At 39.6% G+C, this 25,289-nt stretch carries 23 protein-coding genes and 1 pseudogene; 12 read left to right on the forward strand and 12 right to left on the reverse strand.

Annotated features, from left to right (window positions below; genetic code table 11):
• The coding region (locus ASL19_RS17975; RefSeq protein WP_161808617.1) for a hypothetical protein at positions 1–224 on the reverse strand (224 nt) is incomplete at its 3' end.
• On the opposite strand from ASL19_RS17975, the gene ASL19_RS16075 reads away from it, so the two are divergent.
• Positions 211–903, forward strand: a complete 693-nt coding sequence (locus tag ASL19_RS16075) for a hypothetical protein (protein WP_057179109.1) — start codon at positions 211–213, stop codon at positions 901–903. The two genes, ASL19_RS17975 and ASL19_RS16075, sit on opposite strands and share 14 nt — an antisense overlap.
• Positions 904–1,438: 535 nt before the next feature.
• On the forward strand, positions 1,439–3,337 hold the full coding sequence (gene dnaK / locus ASL19_RS16080) for a molecular chaperone DnaK (RefSeq protein ID WP_006278041.1): 1,899 nt from the start codon (positions 1,439–1,441) through the stop codon (positions 3,335–3,337).
• 38 nt (positions 3,338–3,375) lie between these two features.
• Here dnaK and ASL19_RS16085 read toward each other — a convergent pair whose 3' ends face one another.
• From ASL19_RS16085 to ASL19_RS16100, 4 genes are all read right to left on the reverse strand, one after another.
• On the reverse strand, positions 3,376–3,747 hold the full coding sequence (locus tag ASL19_RS16085) for a hypothetical protein (protein WP_057179110.1): 372 nt from the start codon (positions 3,745–3,747) through the stop codon (positions 3,376–3,378).
• 33 nt (positions 3,748–3,780) lie between these two features.
• Complete coding sequence (locus tag ASL19_RS16090; RefSeq protein WP_057179111.1) at positions 3,781–5,508, reverse strand: VWA domain-containing protein; 1,728 nt, start codon at positions 5,506–5,508, stop codon at positions 3,781–3,783.
• Positions 5,505–6,176 carry a hypothetical protein gene (locus tag ASL19_RS16095; RefSeq protein ID WP_057179112.1) on the reverse strand — a complete coding sequence of 224 codons (672 nt, stop codon included), beginning with the start codon at positions 6,174–6,176 and terminating at the stop codon, positions 5,505–5,507. The genes ASL19_RS16090 and ASL19_RS16095 overlap by 4 nt, the downstream gene beginning before the upstream one ends.
• A 96-nt stretch (positions 6,177–6,272) precedes the next feature.
• The gene (locus tag ASL19_RS16100) at positions 6,273–7,826 is read right to left on the reverse strand and encodes an AAA family ATPase (protein WP_200959897.1); all 1,554 of its coding nucleotides are present in this window, start codon (positions 7,824–7,826) and stop codon (positions 6,273–6,275) included.
• A gap of 608 nt (positions 7,827–8,434) precedes the next feature.
• On the opposite strand from ASL19_RS16100, the gene ASL19_RS16110 reads away from it, so the two are divergent.
• From ASL19_RS16110 to ASL19_RS16135, 5 genes and pseudogenes are all read left to right on the forward strand, one after another.
• Positions 8,435–9,499, forward strand: coding sequence for an aromatic ring-hydroxylating dioxygenase subunit alpha (locus ASL19_RS16110; RefSeq protein WP_057179114.1), 1,065 nt, complete (start codon positions 8,435–8,437; stop codon positions 9,497–9,499).
• An 80-nt stretch (positions 9,500–9,579) separates the two neighbouring features.
• Positions 9,580–10,144 (forward strand): annotated as a pseudogene (locus ASL19_RS16120) (PfkB family carbohydrate kinase).
• A gap of 5 nt (positions 10,145–10,149) precedes the next feature.
• Complete coding sequence (locus ASL19_RS16125; protein WP_057179117.1) at positions 10,150–11,202, forward strand: dipeptide epimerase; 1,053 nt, start codon at positions 10,150–10,152, stop codon at positions 11,200–11,202.
• Positions 11,186–12,244 (forward strand): DUF1611 domain-containing protein, encoded by a 1,059-nt coding sequence (locus ASL19_RS16130; RefSeq protein ID WP_057179118.1) that lies wholly within the window; start codon positions 11,186–11,188, stop codon positions 12,242–12,244. The genes ASL19_RS16125 and ASL19_RS16130 overlap by 17 nt, the downstream gene beginning before the upstream one ends.
• A gap of 314 nt (positions 12,245–12,558) precedes the next feature.
• Positions 12,559–15,624 carry a plasmid replication protein, CyRepA1 family gene (locus ASL19_RS16135; RefSeq protein WP_057179119.1) on the forward strand — a complete coding sequence of 1,022 codons (3,066 nt, stop codon included), beginning with the start codon at positions 12,559–12,561 and terminating at the stop codon, positions 15,622–15,624.
• A 15-nt stretch (positions 15,625–15,639) separates the two neighbouring features.
• On the opposite strand, the gene ASL19_RS16140 is transcribed toward ASL19_RS16135, so the two are convergent.
• From ASL19_RS16140 to rph, 6 genes are all read right to left on the reverse strand, one after another.
• On the reverse strand, positions 15,640–16,377 hold the full coding sequence (locus ASL19_RS16140) for a M50 family metallopeptidase (protein WP_057179120.1): 738 nt from the start codon (positions 16,375–16,377) through the stop codon (positions 15,640–15,642).
• 157 nt (positions 16,378–16,534) lie between these two features.
• Positions 16,535–17,302, reverse strand: coding sequence for an FHA domain-containing protein (locus tag ASL19_RS16145; protein WP_057179121.1), 768 nt, complete (start codon positions 17,300–17,302; stop codon positions 16,535–16,537).
• A 46-nt stretch (positions 17,303–17,348) separates the two neighbouring features.
• Positions 17,349–18,065 carry a 6-phosphogluconolactonase gene (gene pgl / locus ASL19_RS16150; RefSeq protein ID WP_057179122.1) on the reverse strand — a complete coding sequence of 239 codons (717 nt, stop codon included), beginning with the start codon at positions 18,063–18,065 and terminating at the stop codon, positions 17,349–17,351.
• A 313-nt stretch (positions 18,066–18,378) separates the two neighbouring features.
• On the reverse strand, positions 18,379–19,923 hold the full coding sequence (locus ASL19_RS16155) for a TolC family protein (RefSeq protein WP_082604719.1): 1,545 nt from the start codon (positions 19,921–19,923) through the stop codon (positions 18,379–18,381).
• A gap of 153 nt (positions 19,924–20,076) precedes the next feature.
• Positions 20,077–20,856 (reverse strand): MlaE family lipid ABC transporter permease subunit, encoded by a 780-nt coding sequence (locus ASL19_RS16160; protein WP_369814515.1) that lies wholly within the window; start codon positions 20,854–20,856, stop codon positions 20,077–20,079.
• Between the two features lie 23 nt (positions 20,857–20,879).
• Positions 20,880–21,620, reverse strand: a complete 741-nt coding sequence (gene rph, locus ASL19_RS16165; protein ID WP_057179125.1) for a ribonuclease PH — start codon at positions 21,618–21,620, stop codon at positions 20,880–20,882.
• Positions 21,621–21,661: 41 nt separating this feature from the next.
• Between rph and ASL19_RS16170 the strand changes: the two genes are divergently transcribed.
• Genes ASL19_RS16170 through ASL19_RS16185 form a run of 4 tightly spaced genes read left to right on the forward strand, consistent with a single transcriptional unit; the run spans position 21,662 to position 24,174 of the window.
• On the forward strand, positions 21,662–22,198 hold the full coding sequence (locus ASL19_RS16170; RefSeq protein ID WP_057179126.1) for a P-loop NTPase family protein: 537 nt from the start codon (positions 21,662–21,664) through the stop codon (positions 22,196–22,198).
• 19 nt (positions 22,199–22,217) lie between these two features.
• Positions 22,218–22,448 (forward strand): membrane protein insertion efficiency factor YidD, encoded by a 231-nt coding sequence (gene yidD / locus ASL19_RS16175; RefSeq protein ID WP_057179127.1) that lies wholly within the window; start codon positions 22,218–22,220, stop codon positions 22,446–22,448.
• 27 nt (positions 22,449–22,475) lie between these two features.
• Entirely contained in the window at positions 22,476–23,153 is a 678-nt protein-coding gene (locus tag ASL19_RS16180; protein WP_057179128.1) for a M15 family metallopeptidase, read from the forward strand.
• Between the two features lie 28 nt (positions 23,154–23,181).
• Positions 23,182–24,174, forward strand: coding sequence for a M48 family metallopeptidase (locus ASL19_RS16185; protein ID WP_057179129.1), 993 nt, complete (start codon positions 23,182–23,184; stop codon positions 24,172–24,174).
• 73 nt (positions 24,175–24,247) lie between these two features.
• Here the strand turns inward: ASL19_RS16185 and ASL19_RS16190 are convergent, their stop codons facing one another.
• Positions 24,248–24,667 (reverse strand): hypothetical protein, encoded by a 420-nt coding sequence (locus tag ASL19_RS16190; RefSeq protein WP_057179130.1) that lies wholly within the window; start codon positions 24,665–24,667, stop codon positions 24,248–24,250.
• A 163-nt stretch (positions 24,668–24,830) separates the two neighbouring features.
• Here ASL19_RS16190 and psbQ point away from each other — a divergent pair, with 163 nt between their 5' ends.
• A complete protein-coding gene (gene psbQ, locus ASL19_RS16195; protein ID WP_006278059.1) occupies positions 24,831–25,289 on the forward strand; it encodes a photosystem II protein PsbQ in 459 nt (152 codons plus the stop codon).

Raw genomic sequence — 25,289 nt, forward strand, 5'->3', positions numbered from 1 at the left:
AGCACTCCCGCAACGGTGGTGACACCAGCAGTTCCCAGCACTCCCGCAACCGTGGTTACATCCCCAACGCCCAGCAATCCTGCAACCGTGGTTACGTCCACAAATAATAATAACTCAGCAACGTCCAGCACTCCTGCAACCGTGGTTACGTCCACAAATAATAATAACTCAGCAACAACATCTGTAATTCCTAGTATTCCCGTAACGGCAGTGACGATCCCCACAAGTATCAATAACTCAGCAATAGTAGCAACACCATTACAAGCCGGTCGAAATGTTGCAGATCAAATATCGTTAGGGCAAGGAGTGGAGGTCACTAGCAACACAACCGCAGTACGTATTTTACCCATAAGCCCTACTGCCGATAGTCAAACCTTATCAACCACTGCAACCGTTACAACTGCCAATAGACAAACCCTGAATTTAGTCTTGAAAGGCACATCTAACCAAATTGCTAACGCTGCCGGGTTTATTGCCACAGCCACTTCCGCTGAATTATCTATATCCCAGATACAAACTGGCACTAGCATAGCTCTAACCGGAGCAAACTTTACTCAGGTAGCGGACTTGATCAATAGTTTGTCCGGTTTAATGGTAATTGGCACAAACCAGACCCTTGAGCCAAAATTGGAGAAAGGTCAGCTTCTGAGTTCATTAGCTAGTAATATCGTAAACAGTAGTACACTACCCTCCGATCCTAAGAATAAATCAGAATCAAACTCTAAATTAGTTCAAAGTGTAACTATAGAGCCTGTGCGGTTAAACAGGGCAATACTCATATTTAACCAGATTATTGACACAAGTGATGATGCCACGGTCACTGCGTTATCTAGGAACGTAGAGTTTACAACTATTGGTCAAGTGTTGAAACGTTTAAGTAAGGCTTTTGATAAGGAAAATTAGCTAATTAATCACCAAATATTGCTATACTCTTATTATGGCATACATACTACTCAGAAAAGCGGGCTAGCTGTTCTCCTGGCAAAATCTAGTGCGATCGCCTGAGAAGAATGAGAGAGCCTGCATATTAAATATTGACGTAAAAAGACTACTTTTGTTGCGTTACATCTTGCTAAAAAGCATTATAACTATTACGGTGTCGGAATATTACACTCCCCCCTCTTAACGGGAAATACGACTCAAAAATTACGGTTGACACCAATTCGGAAACGTATTAATTCCCATACATTATTCACAGGTAATGACAAGTTCAATCCATGAGCAAACCGTTTCAAACCCCATTTAGGTTCGGGAAACCGCCCTTCAGGGACTGACTACACAAGTTCAGTATATATATCGGCGTAATTTACGGTTTCAACTAAAAACTGGTTAAATGATGCTCAACTAACTGCTGATTGTCATCAGTTGGTTCAAAAGGTTAAACATACAGCCCTTTATAATCCCATTCATTTGTAGTTATACGGAAGCAGCAGCTAAAATGGCAAAAGTAGTAGGAATTGATTTAGGCACAACTAACTCTTGCGTAGCAGTAATGGAAGGTGGAAAACCTACTGTGATTGCTAATGCTGAGGGTTTTAGAACCACTCCATCTGTGGTAGCATTCGCTAAAAATGGTGATAACCTAGTGGGTCAGATCGCTAAGCGTCAAGCGGTGATGAATCCTGAAAATACTTTTTATTCAGTAAAACGCTTTATCGGTCGCCGTTTTGATGAGGTTACCAATGAAGCTACAGAAGTTTCCTATAAAGTTCTTAGTAGTAGCGGTAATGTTAAATTACAATCTCCCGGTGCTGGTAAACAGTTTGCACCGGAGGAAATTTCTGCTAAAGTCCTGCGTAAATTGGTAGAAGATGCCAGTAAGTATCTGGGTGAAACCGTTACTCAAGCAGTAATTACTGTCCCCGCTTATTTCAACGATTCCCAACGCCAAGCTACCAAGGATGCTGGTAAAATTGCGGGCATTGAGGTACTGCGGATTATCAATGAACCCACAGCAGCTTCTTTGGCTTATGGCTTTGATAAGAAGAGTAATGAAACTATTCTAGTATTTGACCTTGGTGGTGGTACTTTTGATGTATCTGTGCTAGAGGTGGGGGATGGCGTTTTTGAAGTGTTGGCCACCTCTGGTGATACCCACCTGGGCGGTGATGACTTTGATAAGAAAATAGTTGACTTCTTGGCGGAGCAGTTCAAGCAAGTAGAGGGCATTGACCTGCGAAAAGATAAACAAGCTCTACAAAGATTGACTGAAGCAGCTGAAAAGGCTAAAATTGAACTTTCCAGCGTTACTCAGGCGGAAATTAACCTTCCTTTTATTACCGCTACTCAGGATGGTCCAAAGCATTTAGATACTACCTTAACTCGAGCTAAATTTGAAGAGCTTTGCTCCGATTTAATAGACCGCTGTCGCATACCGGTGGAAAATGCGCTGCGCGATGCCAAATTAAATAAGAGCAATATTGATGAAGTGGTTCTAGTGGGTGGTTCTACCCGTATTCCTGCAGTTCAAGAGGTTGTAAAGCGAGTTTTAGGTAAAGACCCTAATCAAAGCGTTAACCCAGATGAGGTGGTAGCTGTAGGTGCTGCGATTCAAGCTGGTGTGCTTGCTGGTGATGTAACGGGTATATTATTATTAGACGTGACTCCCCTGTCTTTGGGTGTGGAAACCCTGGGCGGAGTAATGACTAAGATTATTCCTCGGAACACTACTATTCCTACCAAGAAGTCTGAGGTGTTCTCTACTGCGGTAGATGGTCAAACCAATGTGGAAATTCATGTTCTCCAAGGTGAACGGGAATTTGCTAATGATAACAAGAGTTTAGGAACTTTCCGTTTGGATGGTATTCCTCCTGCACCCCGTGGTGTTCCACAAATTGAAGTGACTTTTGATATTGACGCTAATGGTATCCTCAACGTTACCGCCAAAGATAAGGGAACTGGTAAGGAACAGTCTATTAGCATCACTGGTGCTTCTACTTTAGATAAGTCTGATGTAGAGCGCATGGTTAGGGAAGCGGAACAAAATGCTTCCACAGATAAGGAACGTCGTGAAAAGATTGAGCGCAAAAACCAGGCTGACTCTTTAGCTTATCAAGCAGAGAAGCAACTGCAAGACCTAGGGGATAAAGTACCACAAGCGGACAAAACCAAAATTGATGGTTTAGTCAAAGAGCTGCGGGAAGCTGTAGCTAAGGAAGATGATGAGCAAATTAAGAAGTTAACACCGGAATTGCAACAAGCATTGTTTGCTGTAGGTAGCAACATCTATCAGCAACCCGGTGGTGCTACTCCTGATGCTGAAGCCCCCAACAGTGGAACTACTGGATCTTCTAGTGGTGATGATGTCATTGATGCCGACTTTACTGAAACTCGCTAAGAGTTGAAGGACGGGGAGTCAATTCCCCGTCTTATAGATCATAGACACCGCAATAGTTTTGCCTTCTGGGACAGTTTTTCTAGGGACTTTTGGCGATCGCTACTTAACTTTCCATAGGTGTTTAGGATAGCAATTTCTTCTGGTGTGGGAATTTTTTTGGAGGATTCTTGACCGAGATCACTCAAGAGGGTAATTGACTCAATTTTTAACTGTTTATCTTGATGTTTTTGATACAGATCTCGGTAGGGAATAACCACTTGGGTTTGCCACTGATCGGAAGGACAATAGCTACGATCTATAATTACTGTAATACTGGGGGTTGCTAACACCAGCACTAACCCAGAAACGAAAAGGCTGATCCAACCGGTGAGAACAATGGTAATTAATCTGTGGTTGAGGACGCTCTTCATGCTGACACTCCTATTTGAAAATACTCAATGAACCTATAAATTGACTTGGAATAATCCCTTGAGCAACTCTTGCACGTTTTCAGGAGTTCCCTTTTTCACAGTAGATTCCCGCAAAGCTGCGATCGCATTTAATTCTGCTTCATTGACTTCACCATATGCAATGGGATAAACGCGCACACCACTGTATTCAATAATCTCTTTTACTTCTTCAAAATTGAACCCCTGATTGGTTTGACCATCCGTCAGTAATAACAGATAAAACTTACCATTAGGATTGGTTTTCTTTTGTTGTACCAGTTCCGATAAAGCCACCATCATGCCATCATACATTGCCGTGGCACCATCTGCTTGCAAATTGTCTATAGCTGCCAAAAAACGTTTGTGCTGAAGGTCATCAAAGGGGGCCAGTTTCACTAAATTGACAGGCTGATCTCCATAGGTAACTAAGCCCACATAATTGCCTGGATTAATTTGTTGGCTGGCAATGCGTAGGCCATCTTTAACAGCATTTAAAGGATCTCCATACATAGAGCCACTGGTATCAATAACGGCCATTAAATAAACCGTTTTTCCTGTGTCTTTTTGTGTTTTCCAAAATGTTTGTCCTAAACTTAAAACCTTGCCAGAAGGAACAGGAGGGACCTGTTTTTGTGCGAGATATTGTGCAACTTCTGGAGGCATTTGAGGTGCTAAATTTTGCATTGTATCAGATTGAGCAAATTTGGCAAATTGTTCTAACCCTTGCTGTTGCTCCGGAGTTGTCCATTTAAATTTAACTAAAGGATTATTATGGGGAACCCCAAAAGGAATAAAAATTGAGTTAGCAAATTCAGGAATTTTTTTCAATGCATTAAAGGTCAATCCTTCACTTACAAAAACAGATAGTTTTTTAGGATCTCTTATGGCAATATCCTTTAGTTCCAATGTGGTCAATCCCGTTACTAAAACTTGTTTTTGAAAAGCTTGAAATAAAGAATTGACTTTGGGAGATTGTAAATCTAAGGTAGTTAAAGGTTGACCATTCTGTTGATGACCCGCCCCTCGCCAAAAAATTGTGTACAGGAGATTTAAGCCACTGGAACTGGTGTATGGATTGGTATAACCCACGGATAACTTGCCCGCCACTATGGCATCTAGTAATTGGTCTAAAGTAACTGTTTGTGATCCGAAAATTTCTTGTTTACTTTGTTGATTTAAAATAAAACCAGGCTGGTTTGGCAACAGTTTAGGGGTCACCATATCAACCTCAACTCCTGCATTTTTCAACATAGCAATCCACAGTTCATTGGAAGGAGTGTAAGCAGTAGGTTGAACGACTTTAGATTCGATCATGCGCTGAGCGATACCGGAAGGAATATTGCGAACACCCACCTGAATTAATTTCCCAGAAGAGGTTTTGAAATTTTTAGCATTGAATTGATCTGTGACATCAATCAGCCACCTTTCATCTTCCTTTTGGGGATTAGCTTTATCTGGAGAACCAAAAATTTCGAGGTAAACATTTTCAGTGGTTTTAGGTGGACCATAAATGGGGTATTTATCCAAAGATGGTAGGGGTTCTTGCACGGATTTAACGGAGTAGCTCTGGGCGGTTGCATCGGTAACTAATTGGTCTTTGACAGAAATACGTGGCAAGACATTTCCTTGTAAAACCTCAACCGCTTGATCAAAGGAGCTAATCTTAGGAATACCGGAGCAAGAACCTAGTAATACTAAACACAGTCCTAGGAGGAAGAAAAGTGTGAATATAGCCTTTTTCATGATTTATTTTCCTGCGCTAGAGTGGAATCTTGAATAATAGTTTGGACAGCGGAACGATTTTCCTGGATCAAGGTTTTTAAAAACAGAGGAAGTTCAGTATTTACTGCATTTCTGTCCAAGGAAGATAATAGGACTTGATCTTGAAGTTGTTGCAAATTATGGTGAGTAGTTTTTAGGCGTTCTAAACTTGTCTGCAGGTGAGTTCTAGCAAGAGTCCGATAGTGATCGGTTTTCACCTGGTCTAGGGCTAAAATGGCATGAATCACCTGCTCAGATAGATTCAACACTGTATATAGAGTTTCTAATACTTCCGTTGTTAAAATGCTTTCTTGAGAAACAATTGCTTTACAGAGTTGATGACTTTCAATGGCATAGGTTTGTGCTTTTTGCCAATCCCCAGTAGATCTGCTACCCAGATCACCAGCGATTCTTTGCAAACGTTCCCGGAAATTATCAGTATCAAGAAGATTGAGAGCATTGGCACTAATTTGCGATCGCAAGGAATACAACCAAGCGACTATCATTCCCGCAGCAACAATGCTGCCCAAACCTAGACTCAGGGGACGCATACCTACCCCATGGAAAAAGATACTTAAGCCAAGGATGATGGCCGTCAGCAGTAAGTAGGTTTGAGGGAGTTGTATCACTTTACGCCAGAATATGGACATAGGGAGGCCTCAAGGGGGTTATCTCTGGGGGATCAGTCGTCGCACGCCTTATGCCTATTTCTAGGGGGCGTAACTAAAATATACCATATTAATGACTCACGCCCGAATTACGGTGATCCTGCGTTGGTTTTCCGTTATTACAACTTCAGTGGATAACCTTTCTTCCATGGGTAGGGCATTTTTTCGCCTATCAAAGACAAATAACCAACCAAAATCTAATCCCAAACGAGCTAAATAAGATTCCAATTGTTCAATCCCTTCAGCTTGCGGATCCCTTTTTTTATCCCGCCATACCTTTAACTCAATCCCTAAAATTATGTCTTGATAACTCAAGCATAAATCCATTCTGTCGCTACCAATGGCGTATTCTCTTTCCAAAACTCCTCCACCGTTCACCACCCGATGTAAAAAAGCCATTAATACTATGTGGGGGGCAATTTCATGGTAAGCAGCACTACTTAATAATGGTTCTCCATGTTGTCGCCAAAATTTAAGAAATGCTGTTAACAAAGCATCCATATTTAATTTACCTTCCGGGGTTAACCAAGAGGGTGCAATCATGGGTAAACTGTCTTGGGTTCCTTGTACTAGAACGCGCGGAATAACTTCACGATAAATCGGGTTGGAAATAACTAATCCCCCCATTATATCACGTCGTAATATTCCTATATCAATTAAATATTGGCGATCATCTGCTGGAGTGTCTGGTAATGTCTTCCCTGCTAACATTGGTTCAATAATTGCTTTTATTCTTGGTTCTCTTAATCTTTCTGCTAAACTATCTAAATGGGTATCTTGACGCATAATTAATATTTCTTTAGCTTGTAAAATATGTTCTTTGGTAATAGCTATACTTCTATCCTTGACCATTTTTTCTACTACTTCTTTAGCCAAAGCATTCACTAACCATGGTTGTCCTTGGGTTAAATCATAAGCTATTTCTATTGCTGCTGGTGTGAAAGTTTGTCCAGTTGCTTTCGTATGTTGTTGATATAATTCTTCCACCTCTCCAAGATTAAAGTTTCGCAGGGTAATAGAACTAACTTTAATATTAAAAGGACTGGAGGTATTTAATCTATCACTACCACCGGATGCTACTTTATAATCCCGCACATCGCGTAAACCAATTAATCCTACCGATGAGGGAAAATTTTCTGGACGTTTAGAAAAACCATCTCGTAACTGTCGTAAAACAGAAATTAATGTTTGGTCTTGCAAAGAATCGATTTCATCTATAAATAATACTAGGGGACGATTTATAGCTCTTGACCATGCTCTTAGATTTTCAGCGATTCTCTGTCCAGGAACATTATAAACCCAAGTTTGAGGTTGTAGTTTTGCAGGTAAGCTATCCTCAATTGTATTTCGCCAAATTCCTAAAATGGCTAATTCTGCAGCACTGGGGTCATGATTAAATGCGCTTCCTACTTCCACTGATACCATTACTGCAGCATAATTTCCTGTAGCAGTAAGTTGCTTTGCTAGGGATAACATGGCGGTGGTTTTCCCTGTTTGTCGTGGTGCATGAAGTACAAAGTAACTTTGTTGTTCTATTAGCATTGATAAGTCGGGTAAACGACTTGTGGGAGACAACATATAGTGAATATTGTCTTTACAAGGACCTGCAATATTAAACCAGCGATTCACCATAATTTTATTATTTAGCGTATTATTTAGCGGACACTTTTATTCTAGACTATTTAGAGGGTGAGACTCATGCCATAATCACAGTAATTCTATTAAATACACTTCCTACTTCCACTGATACCATTAAGTAGGGAGTCACAATTATTTGTAGGATGTGTTAGTGGTAGGGTAACCCGTGGGGGCGTTGGGTTTCGTTCCTCAACCCAACCTACGTTTATCTTATGTTTAATTCCACTTACCCACTTACTGCAGCGTAATTTCCTATAGCGGTAAATTGCTTCCCTAAGAATAACATAGCGGTAGCTTTATTTGTATACAATAGTATAAAAATATAAAAAAGGTTTAGCATCGCTAAACCTCCATAGAAAGCAGTTATTCGACACACCAGAACCAGTTTAAATTTACTCCCGGTCAAAATCATCTTCCTTAAGGGGGAGTTATGAATAAAATTGTAAACTCTCTCCCCAGTCGAGAACCTATAAAGTGTGGATGCAATTTAATCGCAATGGTACAATTGAAACAGTGGATTTCTGAGTAAAAGTAGACTAAAAACTTCTCAGTAATTCTCGTCCTATTTTTGGGACAAAAGCGGTTTATTCACATCCTAATCTATGGTAGATAATAAAAACATCTTGTTGCGTAATCTTTGGTACTATGCACTACCCAGCAGTCAGCTAAAAACAGGTAAGATGGTATCACGTGTTTTACTCAAAGAACCTATACTATTCACAAGAGACAAAAATGGTCAAGTTTTTGCGATTGAAGATATTTGTCCTCATCGTGCAGTTCCCTTGAGTTGTGGTAGATTTGATGGTGAACAGGTAGAATGCTGTTATCATGGTTGGCGCTTTAACAGTCAGGGCAAGTGTACAGAAATTCCATCACTGTTGCCAGAACAAAGTATAGATTTGAATAGGTTTAATGTTAAATCATATCCTGTTTATGAAACCCAGGGTAACATTTGGATATACATGTATGATAAAGAAGGCCCTCCCATTAATGCTGAGATTGGTGATATTCCTCAAGTGCCAGGTTTTAGCAATAGAGAACCAGATTTAGTGGAAGTAATGAAATTTCCCTGTTTTATTGATCATGCAGTAACAGGTTTAATGGATCCTGCTCATTCTCCCTATGTTCACCAGGTATGGTGGTGGAGAAGTGGAAAACTGCATGAAGAAGTGAAACAATTTGATCCTTCTGAATATGGGTTTACAGTCAGACGCCATACATTATCCGATAACACGGAAAATATGAGTCGATTATATTGGTTAGTGGGTGGGGGAATACCAGAAGTGGAAATTTCCTTCCGTTTACCAGGAGTGAGAATTGAAGAAATTACCTTTGGCAAACATCGAGTTTGTAATTTAACCGCAGTTACACCAATTTCTGACACAGAAACTGAAGTAAATTTTGTTCTTTATGGTATACCAGCGTGGTTAAAAATATTTACACCTTTGATTCAAATTCTAACTCGTAAATTTTTGGATCAAGATAGGAATGTGGTGGAAAAGCAACAAATTGGACTTCAATATAATCCGATTTTGCGTCTAATTAAAGATTCGGATATGCAAGCACAATGGTATTTTCAATTGAAACGGGAATTTAGCCGTGCAGCAGCAGAAAACAGAGAATTTGTTAATCCTGTAAAAAGTGTACTATTGAGGTGGCGTGCCTAATATTCTTCAAGATTCCCTAATTTTTTAATAATTTGGGGTGTGAAGGAAAAGTAAGGGAGTTTTTAAAAACAGCTAAAGATATGACAATAATAGTTTTTGGTAGTATTAATATGGATCTGGTAGCAACAACTCCCAGATTGCCCATACCAGGAGAAACCTTGTTAGGAGAAAGTTTTTTTACCGCACCCGGGGGTAAGGGAGCAAACCAAGCGGTAGCATTGGCAAAATTGGGTATTCCTACACAAATGATCGGTCGTGTTGGTAATGATAACTATTGAAGCCAGTCAATTGGTAGGATTTGCTGTCAATGAAGAGCAAACCGCCTTCAAAGCTGGGGAGATTTTATTAACAAAAGGTGCAAGGTGTGTGGTGATTAAGTTGGGTGCAAAAGGTGTTTATTGCGCTACTAAAGAAGAAAGGTTTTTTATTCCCCCATTTTCCGTGAATGCCATAGATACGGTTGCTGCTGGGGATGCTTTTAACGGTGGTTTAGCAGCAGGACTTTTTCATCACAAGACTCTGCGAGAAGCGGTGATTTGGGGTGGAGCTGCGGGAGCTTTAGCAACAACTCAAATGGGTGCTCAAAGTTCTTTCCCTGATATGATGACATTAAAAACTTTTTTTGACAAAATGACAAGGGAATAATAAGAATGAAACTACAAGTTAGCACCTTTACTGTCAATAAGAGGTTTGCTCTAACAATTAGCAGGGGAACAACTGCACAAACCACAAACATCTGGGTTAAGATTATGGAAGGCGGTATTGAAGGATGGGGAGAAGCATCTCCATTTGGTGTAGGAAGTTATCGAGAAACCACTGATGTAATTTTCCAGTCTTTGCAAGAAATATCTTCCATGCTAGAATCCTATAGTCCTTGGCAGCGGGATGATATTAGTAAAATTTTAACACAACATCAAATTCCCTCTGCTGCTAAGACTGCTATAGATATGGCACTACACGACTGGATGGGTAAGAATGTGGGTTTACCATTGTGGCAAATTTGGGGACTTAATATAAATACCATAGTACCAACTTCTGTTACTATTGGTATTAACTCACCACAGGTTGCTGCGGCTAGGGCAAGGGATTGGTTGCAATATATGGATGTGCAACTACTAAAAGTTAAGTTAGGAGCAAAGGAGGGAATAGATGCGGATAAAAAAATGATATTGGCAGTTAAAGAAGCTGCTCCTAAGGTGGATTTATTTGTGGATGCGAATGGGGGTTGGAGTTTACCAGATGCAATTGCTATGTCCCATTGGTTGGCCGATTTAGGGGTTAAATATCTCGAACAACCATTACCTAAAGGTGAGGAGCAGAAATTACCGTCTTTGAAAAAACAATCACCTCTACCCATTTTTGTAGATGAAAGTTGCTTCACTAGCACTGATATTCCCCCACTAGCTGATTATGTAGATGGAATTAATATTAAACTGATGAAATCAGGAGGGTTAGAAGAGGCTTGGAGAATGGTGAATACCGCTAAGGCGCATAACTTACAAGTAATGTTTGGCTGCTATTCCGATAGTTCACTAGCTAATACCGCAGCTTCTCATATAGCACCATTAGCAGACTATTTGGACTTGGACAGTCATTTAAATTTAATAGATGATCCTTTTGTTGGTGCATCAGTTACAGAAGGACGAATTATACCTAATAGTTTACCAGGTTTAGGAGTACAATACAGTGCGCTTACCACTTAATCAAAAAATAGCTGTTCTCTTACATGAAGCTCTGACAAAATCTCATGGCAAAACTGGCCTTTCCATTTTGCGCTACAGTGACTCACCTATTGTTGCGGTTATAGATAGAGAATGTCCAGGTCAGTCTATATTAGAGTTGACAGGAATTAAAAGAAGTGTACCAATTGTGGCATCTGTAAGTGCAGCTTTGCCCTATCAACCAGAAGTTTTAGTTATTGGTATTGCACCAAAGGGTGGCATTCTTCCTGATCATTACTGGACTGAGATTAAGGAAGCATTGAAGTCGGGAATGTCCGTTGTCAATGGGCTACATACACCCCTAGCAAACATACCAGATTTAATCTCCCTCGTACAACCAGGAAAGACCATTTGGGATGTGCGCAAGGAACCACCTAATTTGGAAATCGCTTCGGGTTTGGCACGCAATCTCCCCTGTCGTCGTGTGCTAACAGTGGGTACGGATATGTCTATTGGTAAAATGTCTACTAGTCTGGAATTACATCATTCGGCAAAATTGCTAGGACTTCGCTCTAAATTTATAGCCACTGGTCAAACCGGTTTGATGTTGGAAGGGGATGGAGTAGCACTGGATGCAGTCCGGGTGGATTTTGCTGCTGGCGCTGTGGAGCAGTTGGTTATGCGTTTTGGTCAATACTATGACATCCTTCAAATTGAAGGTCAGGGTTCTTTATTACACCCCGGTTCAACGGCAACTTTGCCTCTGATTCGCGGTTCCCAACCCACCCATCTGATTTTAGTCCATCGTGCAGGACAAACTCATAACCATAATAATCCTCATGTTCCTATCCCTCCTCTCACGGATGTAATTAAAATGTATGAAATGGTAGCTGGTGCTGCTGGCGCTTTTGCTAAAGTACCTGTGGTGGCGATCGCTCTGAATACGAAAGATCTGAATGAAGCTGCTGCTGAACAGGCGATCGCCCAAACTGCGTCTGAAACTGGCTTACCTTGTACAGATCCTATACGCTTTGGTGGGGGAATACTATTAGATGCCATTATAAATAACAATTATCAAGAGTAGGCACATCAACCTGGGGAAATGGGTTCAGATAAATTTCCCAGAAAATATAGTACAAATAAACTAAACAAAAATATACTGAAAAACAAAAATTAATCATGCACCTAAATCACAATACAAAAATACCATTTACACTATTCAGACGGAAAAATAGAGGATTGTTATATTAACCCGGGTGTCTCCATAAACAACGTAAAAAAGGTCACAAAAAAAGTTGCCAAAATGGCAGTAATTTTTCGATGCAGAATCAAAGGATGCGTGCTAAGGTTTTATTTCCTTGATTGTTCCTTCATCTGTTCTTTATAGTACATCTGCCCATGTTTATAGATCACTTGCACTCCCAACACCTGGAAGAACTAGTACATGGTAGTAGTGTAAATTTACACCTAGCAATGTTAAATTTTCATTCCCTTCAGGGTGTGAATGCTTATCAGCATATATTAATCTCTAATAGTTTACCGCGCACTAATACAGGGATGATTAAGAGCGGGTGGTTAGAGAGATATGGACACATTACAGCTGGTGGTTGGTGGTGTTCTGGTGTAGACCCGCTAAATAACTGGCAAAAAATGGAATGGGGATGTTTTAAACCCACCCAACCGCGAAGAAACAAAAATGGCAAGTCCATTAAATATGAACATCCCCCCAGCACACCAACGCGAATATTTTGTTTGCGGGTAACTGAAGAAATTTGGCATCAAATTTGCCAACGTTATCATGTTACTATGCCAAAAGACATTACCATTAATGATGACGGGGAAGCCCAGGGTTTTTGGCCATGGGTAATAGAATCTAACATACCAATTATTATTTGTGAAGGTGTTAAAAAAGCAGCAGCTTTATTAACACAAGGGTATGTAGCAATTGGCATACCTGGAATTACCAGTGGTTATCGGGTAATCAAAAATGAATTTGGTAAAGTTACCCGTCGTCGTCTCATTCTTGATCTGGAAGTTTTCGCCAATAGACAACTGAGTTTTTATATATGTTTTGATTTTGAGAATCAGCCACGGAAGGTTACTGCGATTAATAATGCCATTTCTCAATTAGGCTATTTACTTGAGCGGAAAAATTGCTCTGTTAAAGTAATCAAACTCCCTGGTAAAGAGAAAGGTGTGGATGATTTTATCACTGCTAAGGGAGCGGAAGCGTTTGAGCAAGTCTACAATCAAAGTATGTCCCTAGAGGTCTATATTGCCCAAACGAAACCCCATATAGATCTAACAGTTACTCCCAGTGTTACCATCAACCAAAGCTATTTAGATAGAATATGTTTACCCTCCACTGGTTTAGTGGGAGTCAAATCCGCTAAAGGAACAGGTAAAACCACCAGACTGCAAGCGGTGGTTGAGGAAGCTAAAAATCGTTGTCAACCAATCTTATTAATCACCCATCGCATCCTTTTGGGAAAATTCCTCTGTGAAAAAATTGGTATTAGATGGGGAATCCACCCTGAAAACCAGTCACCACCATCCAGCTCACCTACCAAATCCTTTGGGTTGTGTGTTGATTCCTTGTGGAAGGTGAATCCCCAAGATTGGCAAGGAGCTATAGTCATCTTAGATGAAGTTGAACAGTCTTTATGGCATCTCCTCAACAGTAACACCTGTAAAAACAAGAGGATAAAGATACTCAGCGTTTTCCAACAATTAATAGCCACGGTAGTGAACACAGAGGGTTTAGTCATTGCTCAAGATGCTGACTTATCAGATGTTTCTCTAGAATACCTCCAGGGTTTAGCAGGAAACAAAATCACTCCTTGGGTACTTGTGAATAAGTGGAAACCCAAACGTGGGTGGGATGTGACCTTTTATGATTCACCTAACCCAACACCTTTAATCCATCAACTGGAGCTGGACTTAATCACAGGTAAGAAGTGCTATGTAACAACCGATAGTCGCACGGGACGTTACAGTTGTGAAACCATCGAAGATTATCTCCAGGATCGCTTGTATAAGTTAAAAAGGCAATTTCCCCATAGTTTAGTGGTGAGTAGTCAAACTACCAATACACCTGCACATCCAGCTATAGAATGTCTAAGTGCTATCAATCAAAAAATCACTGATTATGATATGGTACTTGTCACTCCTAGTTTAGGAACGGGAATTAGTATTGATGTCCAACATTTTGACCGAGTTTACGGTATTTTTCAGGGAGTCATTCCCGACTCAGAAGCACGTCAAGCATTAGCTAGGGTGCGTGATTCAGTTCCCCGTTTTGTCTGGTGTGCTAAACGCGGTATAGGTTTGATTGGTAGTGGTAGTACCAATTATCAGCTACTATCTGATTGGTATCAAGAAAATCAAAAAGAAAATTTGGCTTTATTGAGTCCTTTACACAAAATAGATGTTGATTTACCCGCAGTTTATGATCCTATTCATTTACGTACTTGGGCAAAACTATCTGCTAGGGTCAATAGTTCCATTACCTTTTATCGACAATCTTTGCAAGAGGGATTAATTGCTGAAGGTCACAAAGTCACCATAGGGAATAATACAGACTATAATAGTATTATTCGTGAGTTGCGTTCGGCGTTTTTAAAAACTTCTGTGAATGATCTGGCCACCCGAACCAGATTAATTTTAGAAATTGTTCAAGTTCAAAAGGATTGGGAACAAACTCGTCAACAGTCTCAGCATATCAAACGCAATATCAAGGAAATTAAGGAGCACAATCAATTGATGATTGCCCAAGCTGTGGTGGCGGCTAAAAATATTGACTATGTTGAATATCAACAACTACTAACTAAACATTCTCTCACCGATGAACAACGCTATGCAATTCATAAATATATTCTCTACACAAGATATGGAGTACCTGTCACCACTTGGTTAAAAATGCGAGATGATCAGGGATATTATTCCCAATTATTGACTCACTATTATTTGACTCATGAAAGTCACTATTTTCACATCAAAGATCAACAGGAATGGAAACAACAGTTATTTTGGGGCGAAGGAAAGGTTTTTCTACCAGATTTAAAAACCTATACTCTCAAGGTGGAAGCCTTGCGAGCTTTGGGAATGTGTCAGTTTTTAGCACAAGATAGGGTATTCCAAGAAAATGATGATGATATTATTTGGTTGAAAAATGTGGCAATTCAGAGTAGTCAACATATTAACCGTGCTTTGGGTGTGGATATTGCTAAAAAATCACAATCTATTTCTGGAATTAAAATACTCAATCTGTTGATGGGTTTATTGGGTTTAAAATTACGTCGAATAAATCAGGTTTATCAAGTTAATTTTGACATGCTCAAGGATGGAAGAGAGGAAATATTTGCCATTTGGCAACAACGGGATCATTGGCAACTCTATCACCTCAAAACCAGATCAGCTCAAGATAAATGTCAGCAACTGGGCCCTTTAGTTTCGGTTAACTGATTTTATCAACTCGGTTTAGTGGTTTTTCTTCCGGTAGGTAATTATTAAACTTTGTGCCATGATAGCAAAGGAAGCTACTGCTATTAAACCACCCCAGAACCAATAGGGTAAAAGCAAGTATTTTTGCATTTGTCCCGTATCCGAAATTCCTAAAGACCCAGCATTATAACTAAACAAATAGTCCAATTGATGATACGTACTTATACAGGCCTGCATCCCCAAGAATTTAACGGTAAAAATCTGTACCCATTTGCTAGTTATTAATGAGATCCACAAAACCCCCAGTCCCAACAGTGGTAATGTGATCAAACCAAACCATGAACGTACCCAAACTAAACTAGAAAACAACAAAGCAATACCTAAAATTTTTAGGCTCAATGATGCACTGTTAAAACTGCGAGAAGACATGATTAACCCTGCACCAGCTATGGGTGGACCCATAGGACCTGCAGCTGCAATCAGAGCGGGAACAAGAGGAATAAAAGATGAGGGTATGGTGTAAATTGCTACTCCAGATCCATTGCTAAAAATTTGTAACTCACGAAAATTGCCTCCTAAAATAATTGACATCAACCCATGACTGATTTCATGAAACCAGGTTGCTAGTATGGTGAAGGGATATAAAATATAGTCTCCCATCGGTAATTGCCACAAAATAGCAGTGGTGACTGCTGCTCCCAATAACCAGCTTAAACCCGTGGACTCAATGTTTGAGGATTGGAGGAAAGTGGACAAGTTCTTTAGTTCTTTCATCGGAAATTATCTAAGGCACTATTGTCACAGATACTGCTTCAGATACTGATTTTAGCAAAAGTTTTGCTGTTTTGTGGAGAGGTAGTTGCTAGTACCTTCCAGCTAGGCTATAAATCAATCAAAAACAGATCGATCATAGCCTAAACTTTTCTCTGTTTTAAGAGAGTTGAAATAAGAAAGTTACCAAATCTCCTTTACCTAAACTAATGCGATCGCCTGGACGGAGACGGTGTCGATTTCCCGGTAACAATGGCAAATTATTAATATAAGTGCCATTAGAACTACCTACATCCTCTATATAATAAGCATCTCCCTCAACCCGAATATCGGCGTGAATTCGGGAAACGATTTCTGAGTTGGAAAATCCAGCCACGTCAATATCTGGGGGGATCCGATCATTGGGCTTACCAATATGAATTACAGATAGATTTTGGGGTAATTCAACTTCTTGGTTACCCTGAAGATGGAATAATCGTCCTACCACCTGTTGTAATTGAGTCGGTGACAGTTGTACCGGGGGATCTGGTTCCGGTGCTGTGAGTACTGGTGCTACTACCGGTTCAGGTACTATTGGTAATATAGGACCAGCAACTGGTTCTGGGGGTGTGCTGACTAAAGTAGGTGGCACACTGTAAATTGTGGGTGGCTGGGTATTAATTCCCAAGGGATCAGATTGTAGTAACTCTAACATGGGGTCAGGAGTAACTAAAGGTGGTACCTCTACGGAGGTTACTGCTACAGTTGGTTCGGTGACTACGGGGGTGGAGCGCAAGTTATAACCACATTGACCGCAAAAAGCAGCATCAGCCTGTACATTAGCTCCACAACTGGGACAGGTAGTGGTAGTTGGCAATGGTGTGTAGCAAGCTTCACACTGAACAGCAGCGTCTGGATTAGGATGATTGCAGTTTGGACAAATGATCATGAATTTAAGCCTTTGTCACTGTAAAGACAATAGTTGAGATAGGGAATCAGAGTTGTGAACCAGCAGCTGCATCTAGTAGCCATAATAATTCCCCTTGAGGTTTAATCAAGCGAGATGGATAGGTAAAATCATCTGCTACTTCAGCAAACACCTGGGATAAAGCAGGCCTTTTATTAGCACCAGCAGCTAAAAAGATCACACTTCTGGCAGCATTAATTAGGGGATAGGTGAAGGTAATACGTGGATTACCGTCTTTATTGCCCACAGTAACCAGGCGATCGCGCACTTGTAGAGCTTCCGTATGAGGGAAAAGGGAGGCGGTGTGTGCATCATCACCCATACCCAGGAGGATCACATCCAAGGAAGGAAAGGTTCCCGGTGAGCAATGGAAAAATTCTTGTAGATGCTGTTCATACTTATTAGCATCCGCGACTGGATTGCCAGACAAGGTAGGTATGGCGTGAATATTAGTCTGTGGAATGGGAACCCTATTTAACCAGGCAATACGCGCCATTAATTCATTACTATCGGGGTGATTGGATGGTACATAACGTTCATCACCCCAAAAAACATGAATTTTATCCCAATCTAGATTCAAAGAGCCTATTGCTTCATATAAAGGTTTTGGTGTACTACCACCAGATAAAGCAATAGTAAATTGTCCTCGTTCTTGAATAGCAGTTGCCAAACTAGATAATATTGCATCCTGAGCCCGTGCTATCAAACCTTGCAGGTCCGGTAAAATTTCTACCCTCTTGTTCATGGCTTTATCATATTAGCTTCTCTTCCTTTCAGCATACACTCTCCACCCTAAACTATTCTCTTTGTCATTACTGTTAACCATTGACCGTTATTCCGCTTCCAAAAAGTTGTCCAAAATTGTCTATAAGTAAACAATTTTGGACGAAGTTAGTGGTTCATCTTCCAAGAATTATCTTTAATACTTTCGTTTGCTTTGAACAGATAGCAAGACAGAAAGAAGTGTCAAGACATATGTATAAGTTATTTAAAAGCATTAAGTATTTTTCTTTTTGTGTTAAGAAGTATGAGTTTAGTCACTATTATAGCATTTATTACTATTTAAGCCATTTATTTAGCGTCATTCCCAAAAACTCTTCTAGTTGAGTCATACTGTTCAGATGACTGATAGTCACGTTCAATTCTTGATTTTTAGCGTCAACTAAACCTTTTTCAAAATTAATAATATCTGTCGTGGAAACATTGTCACCTGACTTGATTTTTTCCCTGGCACTATTCAGTCTTAATTCCGCTAAATTAGTGGACTGTTTGGATAATTGAATTTGTGTAAAACTATCCCTAACATTACGAACCCTATTTCTCAGCTGCTCATTAATATCTACTCTAGTATTTGCTAAAGAGTATTCAGCTTGTTGCAAATTGACTTCACTTTTGAGTACGGCATTATCCTGAGAAAGATTACCAAACTCACGACTTAACACTAAAGACGATGTAAAATTACCCGAATCCCGCTGATAGGAAAAACTATTAAAGCCATAACGCAGATTCAATGTAAGGTCTAAACTTTGCTGATTTTTGGCCTCTGCTAAGGAGAGCTTGGCATTTTCTACAGCATTAACAGCAAAAAGATATCTGATATTATTATTTTCAGCCAATTTGATCATTTCCTCAAAAGTTGGCAAATTTAAACTGTCTGGGGGAAGAGGTTTTTCTACCGCAATTAGCATTTTCAAAGGTAGGTCTGTAAGTTTGGTTAGGCTAGCAATTGCTTCAGTTAAATTTGTCTTTACATTAACTAAGTTAAATTCTTTTTGAGCAATGTCAGCCTGACGTTGAATCAAATCATTTTTGGTAATTTTGCCCTCTGTAAATAGCACCTGTAACTTGTCAAGTTCTGCTTTGGCACTAGCAAAAGAATCTTCCTCAATTTTTAATCTTTCTTGTGCTAACAAGAGATTCCTGTAGGTGACTACCGAATTTGTAATTGTTTGGGCAATAGAATTTCTGAAATTCAAGACATTAGTGCTTTCTGTCAGTTTAGCTCTTCTAATGTTTAAAGTGTTTAAATATACGCCAAAGTCTTTCAATAAAGGTTGACTAATACTAAAACTAACATCTTGACTGAGAATATTTGGATCTGTTAAAGGTAAATAACTTGAGGAATCTTTGCTATACTGACCTTTCCATACATTTTCTCCATTCCATCCTAAATTTAAAGAAGCACCAGTAGGCAGTTTCAAATTAATCCCAGCGCCAATACGAGCGGTTGTATTAGTTACTATATCTGTTTTTTGAGCGCTTGGGAATTCGGGTTCCCTCGCATTCAGGTTTAAAGATAGCTGGGGTCGTAGAGTGGGGCTAAATATAGACTCAGATTCAGATAATCGTGCCTTATCTACAATACGCTGCAGATAGGCTATTTTTACATCTCGATTATTTTGTAAAGTTAGATAAACCGCATCAACCAGTTTTAAAGGTATATCTTGATTAGGTTTACCCAACAATAATTGTATCTCAGGATTAACTTTTGGTAGATCTTGTTGACTAGGAACATCTTGGGCTTTGACTAAATTGGGTAAGAAGCAAACTAAGCAGAGAGACAAGAAAGATGTTTTTAATAAAAAAACATTTGTGTTAATCATTTTCATTTCCGGTGTGTCAAGTTACTTTGGTTTTAGCGGTTATTTGTACAGTAAATGCACTGAAGTTAACCCCAAAGTTATAATAAAACAAAAAGCCAAAATGATCGGAGAATTTCTGGTTAATATGTTACAGGAAGTATAACTGGATCTAATCTAAATTGCTAGTGTAATCCCAGGTAGAGCCAACAAAAAATCTGTGATGAAAAGTACCACCCAAGTAGTTACCACCGCAGTAGTTGCGGATTCACCAACCTCCTTAGCGCCTCCCCTAGTAGTTAGTCCCCAACTACATCCATTCACAGCAACTATTATTCCAAAAATTACGCCTTTGACGATTATCATCATCATATCTCCCGGAGTTAAAAAATCTCGCACTGATTCTAAAAAGTTTTCCGGTTGAATCTGATAAAATTCCAACCCGGCAAAAATTCCACCACTGACACCCATAATTACTGCAAAAATCATCATTACTGGCATCATCAAACCGCAAGCAATCACTCTGGGTAAGACTAAATAATCTATTGGATCGGTTTTGAGTAAGTAGAGCGCATCAATTTGTTCAGTTACCTGCATAGCTCCTATTTCTGCTGCAAATGCTGAGCCTGCTTGTCCAGCAATCACACTAGCGGTTAAAAGTGGAGCTAGTTCTCGACAAAAGGCTACTGCAAAAGCGCCCCCCAGATTATCAACTGCACCGAATCTGATCAGTTCCCTAGCTGTTTGAATCGTGAAAATCATTCCCGCAAAACCACTTACCAACAAAACTGGGGAGAGGGAACCCGGTCCTACTTTTAGTGCATGGTCAAGAATTTTCCGATAATAGGTTTTTCCTTGAATTATATGCAGGGAAATTTGACCAAATAGCAATGCTGTGGACAAACAGCGAAAAATCCACCATTGTTGTATGTTTCTTGTTGAGTGCAAGGTGATCACCTGTTTAAGTTTTCTATTTTCTGTTAAACATTCAATAAGGTGTTAAAATCTGGTATTACCGATCTTTGAGCTATCAGTAATTCCCTAATTCCTGTTTCTGCAACGTCCAGGAGCTGATTTAACTGTTGACGACTAAAACTACCTGCTTCCGCTGTTCCTTGAACTTCAATAATATTGAGCCTACTGTTCATAACCACGTTAAAATCTACTTCTGCATTTACATCCTCAGTAAAGTCTAAATCCAAAAATGCCTCTCCCTTTAATAAACCTACGGAAACAGCAGCTATTTGTCCACATAAAGGCGATCGCTCTAAAACTCCCTGTTGCAACAAGTTAGTAATTGCATGAGCTAAGGCTATAAACCCACCTGTAATGGATATAGTTCTTGTACCAGCGTCTGCTTGTAAAACATCAGCATCTACAGTTAAGGTCTTTTCCCCTAATATTTCAAAATTCAGTGCTGCTCTTAAACTACGTCCAATTAATCGCTGAATTTCTTGGGTGCGTCCCGACAACTTTAATAGTTCCCGTTCTTGTCTTTGTTGGGTAGCAGAGGGTAACATACGATATTCTGCTGTTAACCAACCTTTTCCACTTCCCATTAAAAATTTTGGCACTCCCTCAGTTATACTAACTGTACAAAGAACCTGAGTCTCACCACATTGTGCTAACACCGAACCGGGAGCAAAACGAGTAAAATGGGGATAAAAATTTAATGTTCGTAGTTGATCGGGTTGACGACCATCGAGACGTTGCCAAACCATGATTTACCTCTCAGTCTTTTTTGTATTCTCTTGTTTTAGTAATGATTTTTACCCAAATTGACAGTCCAAATATTAATCCTGCACCTAGTTTACCAAATTCAGTCGCGGGATCACTACAGGTGTTTACTAGCTCAGAACGTTACTTTTTCACTAACGTTATTTCCCAGTCCCTAAGAATTGCCAGTCATGGAACACCTGTATTAATTATCCAGTTTCTTAAAGGGGGTATTAACCAAGGTATAAATAATCCCATACAAATTGGAAACAAGCTAGATTGGATTCGCTGTGACCTAGCTAGGTCCCCGGATACACCAAATTTCAATGAGGAAGAAATTGGGTCTTTGCATTCCCTGTGGGAATATACACAAAAGGTAGTATACGAAGGTAAATATTCCTTAGTGGTTTTAGATGAGTTAAGTTTAGCAGTTGATTTTGGTTTAATTCCCGAAAAGGAGGTGTTGCAGTTTTTGATTGACCGTCCCACCCATTTGGATATGATTTTGACTGGTCCTCAAATGCCAAAATCTTTTCTTGATTTAGCAGACCAAATTACAGAAATTCGTCGGTTACAACCTTAGAAAATCCTCAAGGAGTTGTGTGAAAAAATTATTCATTTGGCTTATTCAAGGTTATCGGTTATTTATTTCTCCTCTATTTCCCCCCAGTTGTCGGTTTCAACCCACCTGTTCCATGTATGCTATGGAAGCTATAGAAAGGTTTGGAGTGTTTCATGGAAGTTGGATGGCCCTAGGTCGAATTTTACGTTGTCATCCCTTCCATCCTGGTGGTTATGATCCCGTACCAGAAAAAACCGAGAAATCACCTTAGCTTTTCTATCTCCCATATTGCCAGATCATGCGTCCATATCATCAAATTCCCATTATCGAATCGGGGGAACCATTAGTAGAAATTCCCCTGGAGCTTTTTGCAGTGGAAAACCCCCACCCTTATGCCAAACTAGGCGCACGTTACGGACAATATTCACCCTATTTTCTCCGGAAAACAGTGGTCAAAAATCTTATTCATGCCCAGAATTGTTTAAACCTATTGTCTCCTGGATGGCATATTCAAATATTTGATGCTTACCGTCCAGTAGGAGTGCAGCAATTTATGGTTGATTATAGTTTTATTCAACTGGTAAAAGCAGGGGGAATACTGGAACAAAATTTGTCCGATGACCAGCGGGAAAAAATTTGGCAACAGGTATATGAAATTTGGGCTCCACCCAGTTCCAATCCTCACACTCCTCCCCCCCATAGCACTGGTGCAGCAGTGGATATTACCCTAGTTAATGAACGGGGGGAAATTATTAATATGGGTTCGCCAATTGACGAAATTTCTGAGCGATCGCATCCCGATTATTATCTGAACAAACATAGCCAATATCACCAAGGTCGAGAAATGCTAAATAACATTATGTGTCAAGCAGGTTTTCAACGTCATCCACGAGAATGGTGGCACTTTTCTTTTGGAGACCAAATGTGGGCCTGGTTATCCCATCAATCAACGGCAATTTATGGCTTTTGTGAATGAATATTAAACAATTAATATAGGAAAATAAATGACTGTCCAAACAGGTTTAAAAGTCTTCTCTGGACTCAATTCTCAAACATACGAGCATCCTTTTGATAAACAGGCTTTAGCATCTTTGAGAAAAATGCCAGGTATATCAACAATACTCAAAAAAATCAACGAATATAGTATTGATAGACTACTAAGATTACAGACGCTAGGTAGTGAAATTAGAGTTACAAATAGGAATTTTCCTAAGTTGTATCAAGCATTAGTAACAGCTTGTGAAGTTTTAGATGTTTCTCCCTTGCCAGAATTATATTTATTTAGGGGAACAGGTTATATTCAAAGCTATATTATTGGCGTAGAAAAACCCCTAATTGGCGTAAACTTAGAAGCTATGGAATGGCTTAATTCCGAAGAACTACTCTACTTAATTGGAAGTGAGATAGCTCGTATTAAAAGCCAAAATGTAGTCTACCATCAAATGGCAATTGTGATGCCAAATATTAAAAATTTATTGATCAGCACTACCCTAGGTATTGGCGGTTTGGTTGCTAGCGGAGTTGAATTGAGTTTATATAATTGGCTAATGATGTCTAAATTAACAGCCGATCGCGCAGGGCTATTAGCTTGTCAAGATATTAATGTAGCTACCACCACTTTGATGAAAATGGCAGGTTTACCCCAAGAATATTTAAATGATGATGTCATGAATGATTTTATCATCCAGTCACGTGAGTTCGCATCTAATAATTTGGATACTTTAGATAAAATTACTAAAATACTAAGCTATGCTGAACCAAGACTTTCTTGGATCATTATGCGCACAGGAGAATTATTAAAATGGTATAATTCTGGCGCATACGATAGCCTAATTCAGGGAAATTTTACCTCCTCAGATTATGTACCAAAAACAGAAGAAGTGGAAGATTTAGATAGTATACAAAATACAGAAGATGGAGATCAGATCAAACACCCACAAAATCAGCAAAACAATCAGACAGGTTCAGAAGATTGGAATTTCATATCCTCTTGGTAATGGTAATATTTCCATATACACGCGGAGGCGAGCTAAAATGTCATGTATTAACCTAGGGATAAGTTCAATGAAGTCAAATATTGAATATTTCCAAGATTTGTCTACAAATGTGTTTAAGTTTTTCTCCAACTACACTAGAGGGTGTGGGTTCGCCCACAAAACTCCACTGTTCTATGGTAGAAAGTCGCCATACTTGACCTCGATGGTCAAATCCTGATACTTCAACACCTATAGCTTTGGATTGTTGATTAATGGGATCTTGATGAAAGCGAATTTGGATTAACACACTACGACTGCGCCAAGACCTGCTGATTCCGGGAAAGTGAAAACCTATATCAATGGAATCAGGATCCACTAGTTGTCTGGTCTCACGGTCATTTTGCCAAGGTTTTAGATCGCTTTTGGCATCAGGAAATTGTAATTTAAACAAGTTGACTACGGTAGCAATCTTACTAGCTATTTCAAAGTTGGTTGCTTGTTCCGATGCGTTCACGTCAAGACTCTCCTAATATTACATTGGACTGGTTTGCTAGGGAATCAGTGAAAAAATTCAGCAAAATTCCTCCAAAAACTTTCCCACTGTAGAATGAGAAATTACAGTACCGATCTAAAATAAATCTGTCAATTGCTTAACAAACACTAAATTAATTTTCTTTATGGTGCGTCAACGCTCTATTCTATCACTGATTCTTGTACTATTGACCACGTTTTTGATCAGTTGCAGCAGTCCTACTGTTGCAACTGCACCTCCCACCTATACACCAGAACAATTGGTAAAAGTGAGACAATATGTACCTGATATTCAGGCAGTACAAAATCGATTTGAAGAACTAAAAAGTCTGATTACCAGTAGTGAGTGGATTAAAGTGGGTAATTTTATTCATGGTCCGGTAACAGAAGCTAGACTCACTATGACCTATGTTATCCCCAGTCTATTACCCCAAGACCAAGGTCAAGGAAGACAAATTACCAAGAACTTATTGAATCACTTAGTTAGAGTTGATCAAGCTGCTAATGCTGGTAATACTAAACTGGCATTGAGCAGCTATAAAGACGTTGTGGCAGACTTTAACCAGTTCTTACAACTGATTCCCCCAGCACCAACTCAGGAATAA

The sequence above is a fragment of the Cylindrospermopsis sp. CR12 genome (assembly GCF_001432185.1).
Lineage (GTDB): Bacteria > Cyanobacteriota > Cyanobacteriia > Cyanobacteriales > Nostocaceae > Raphidiopsis > Raphidiopsis raciborskii.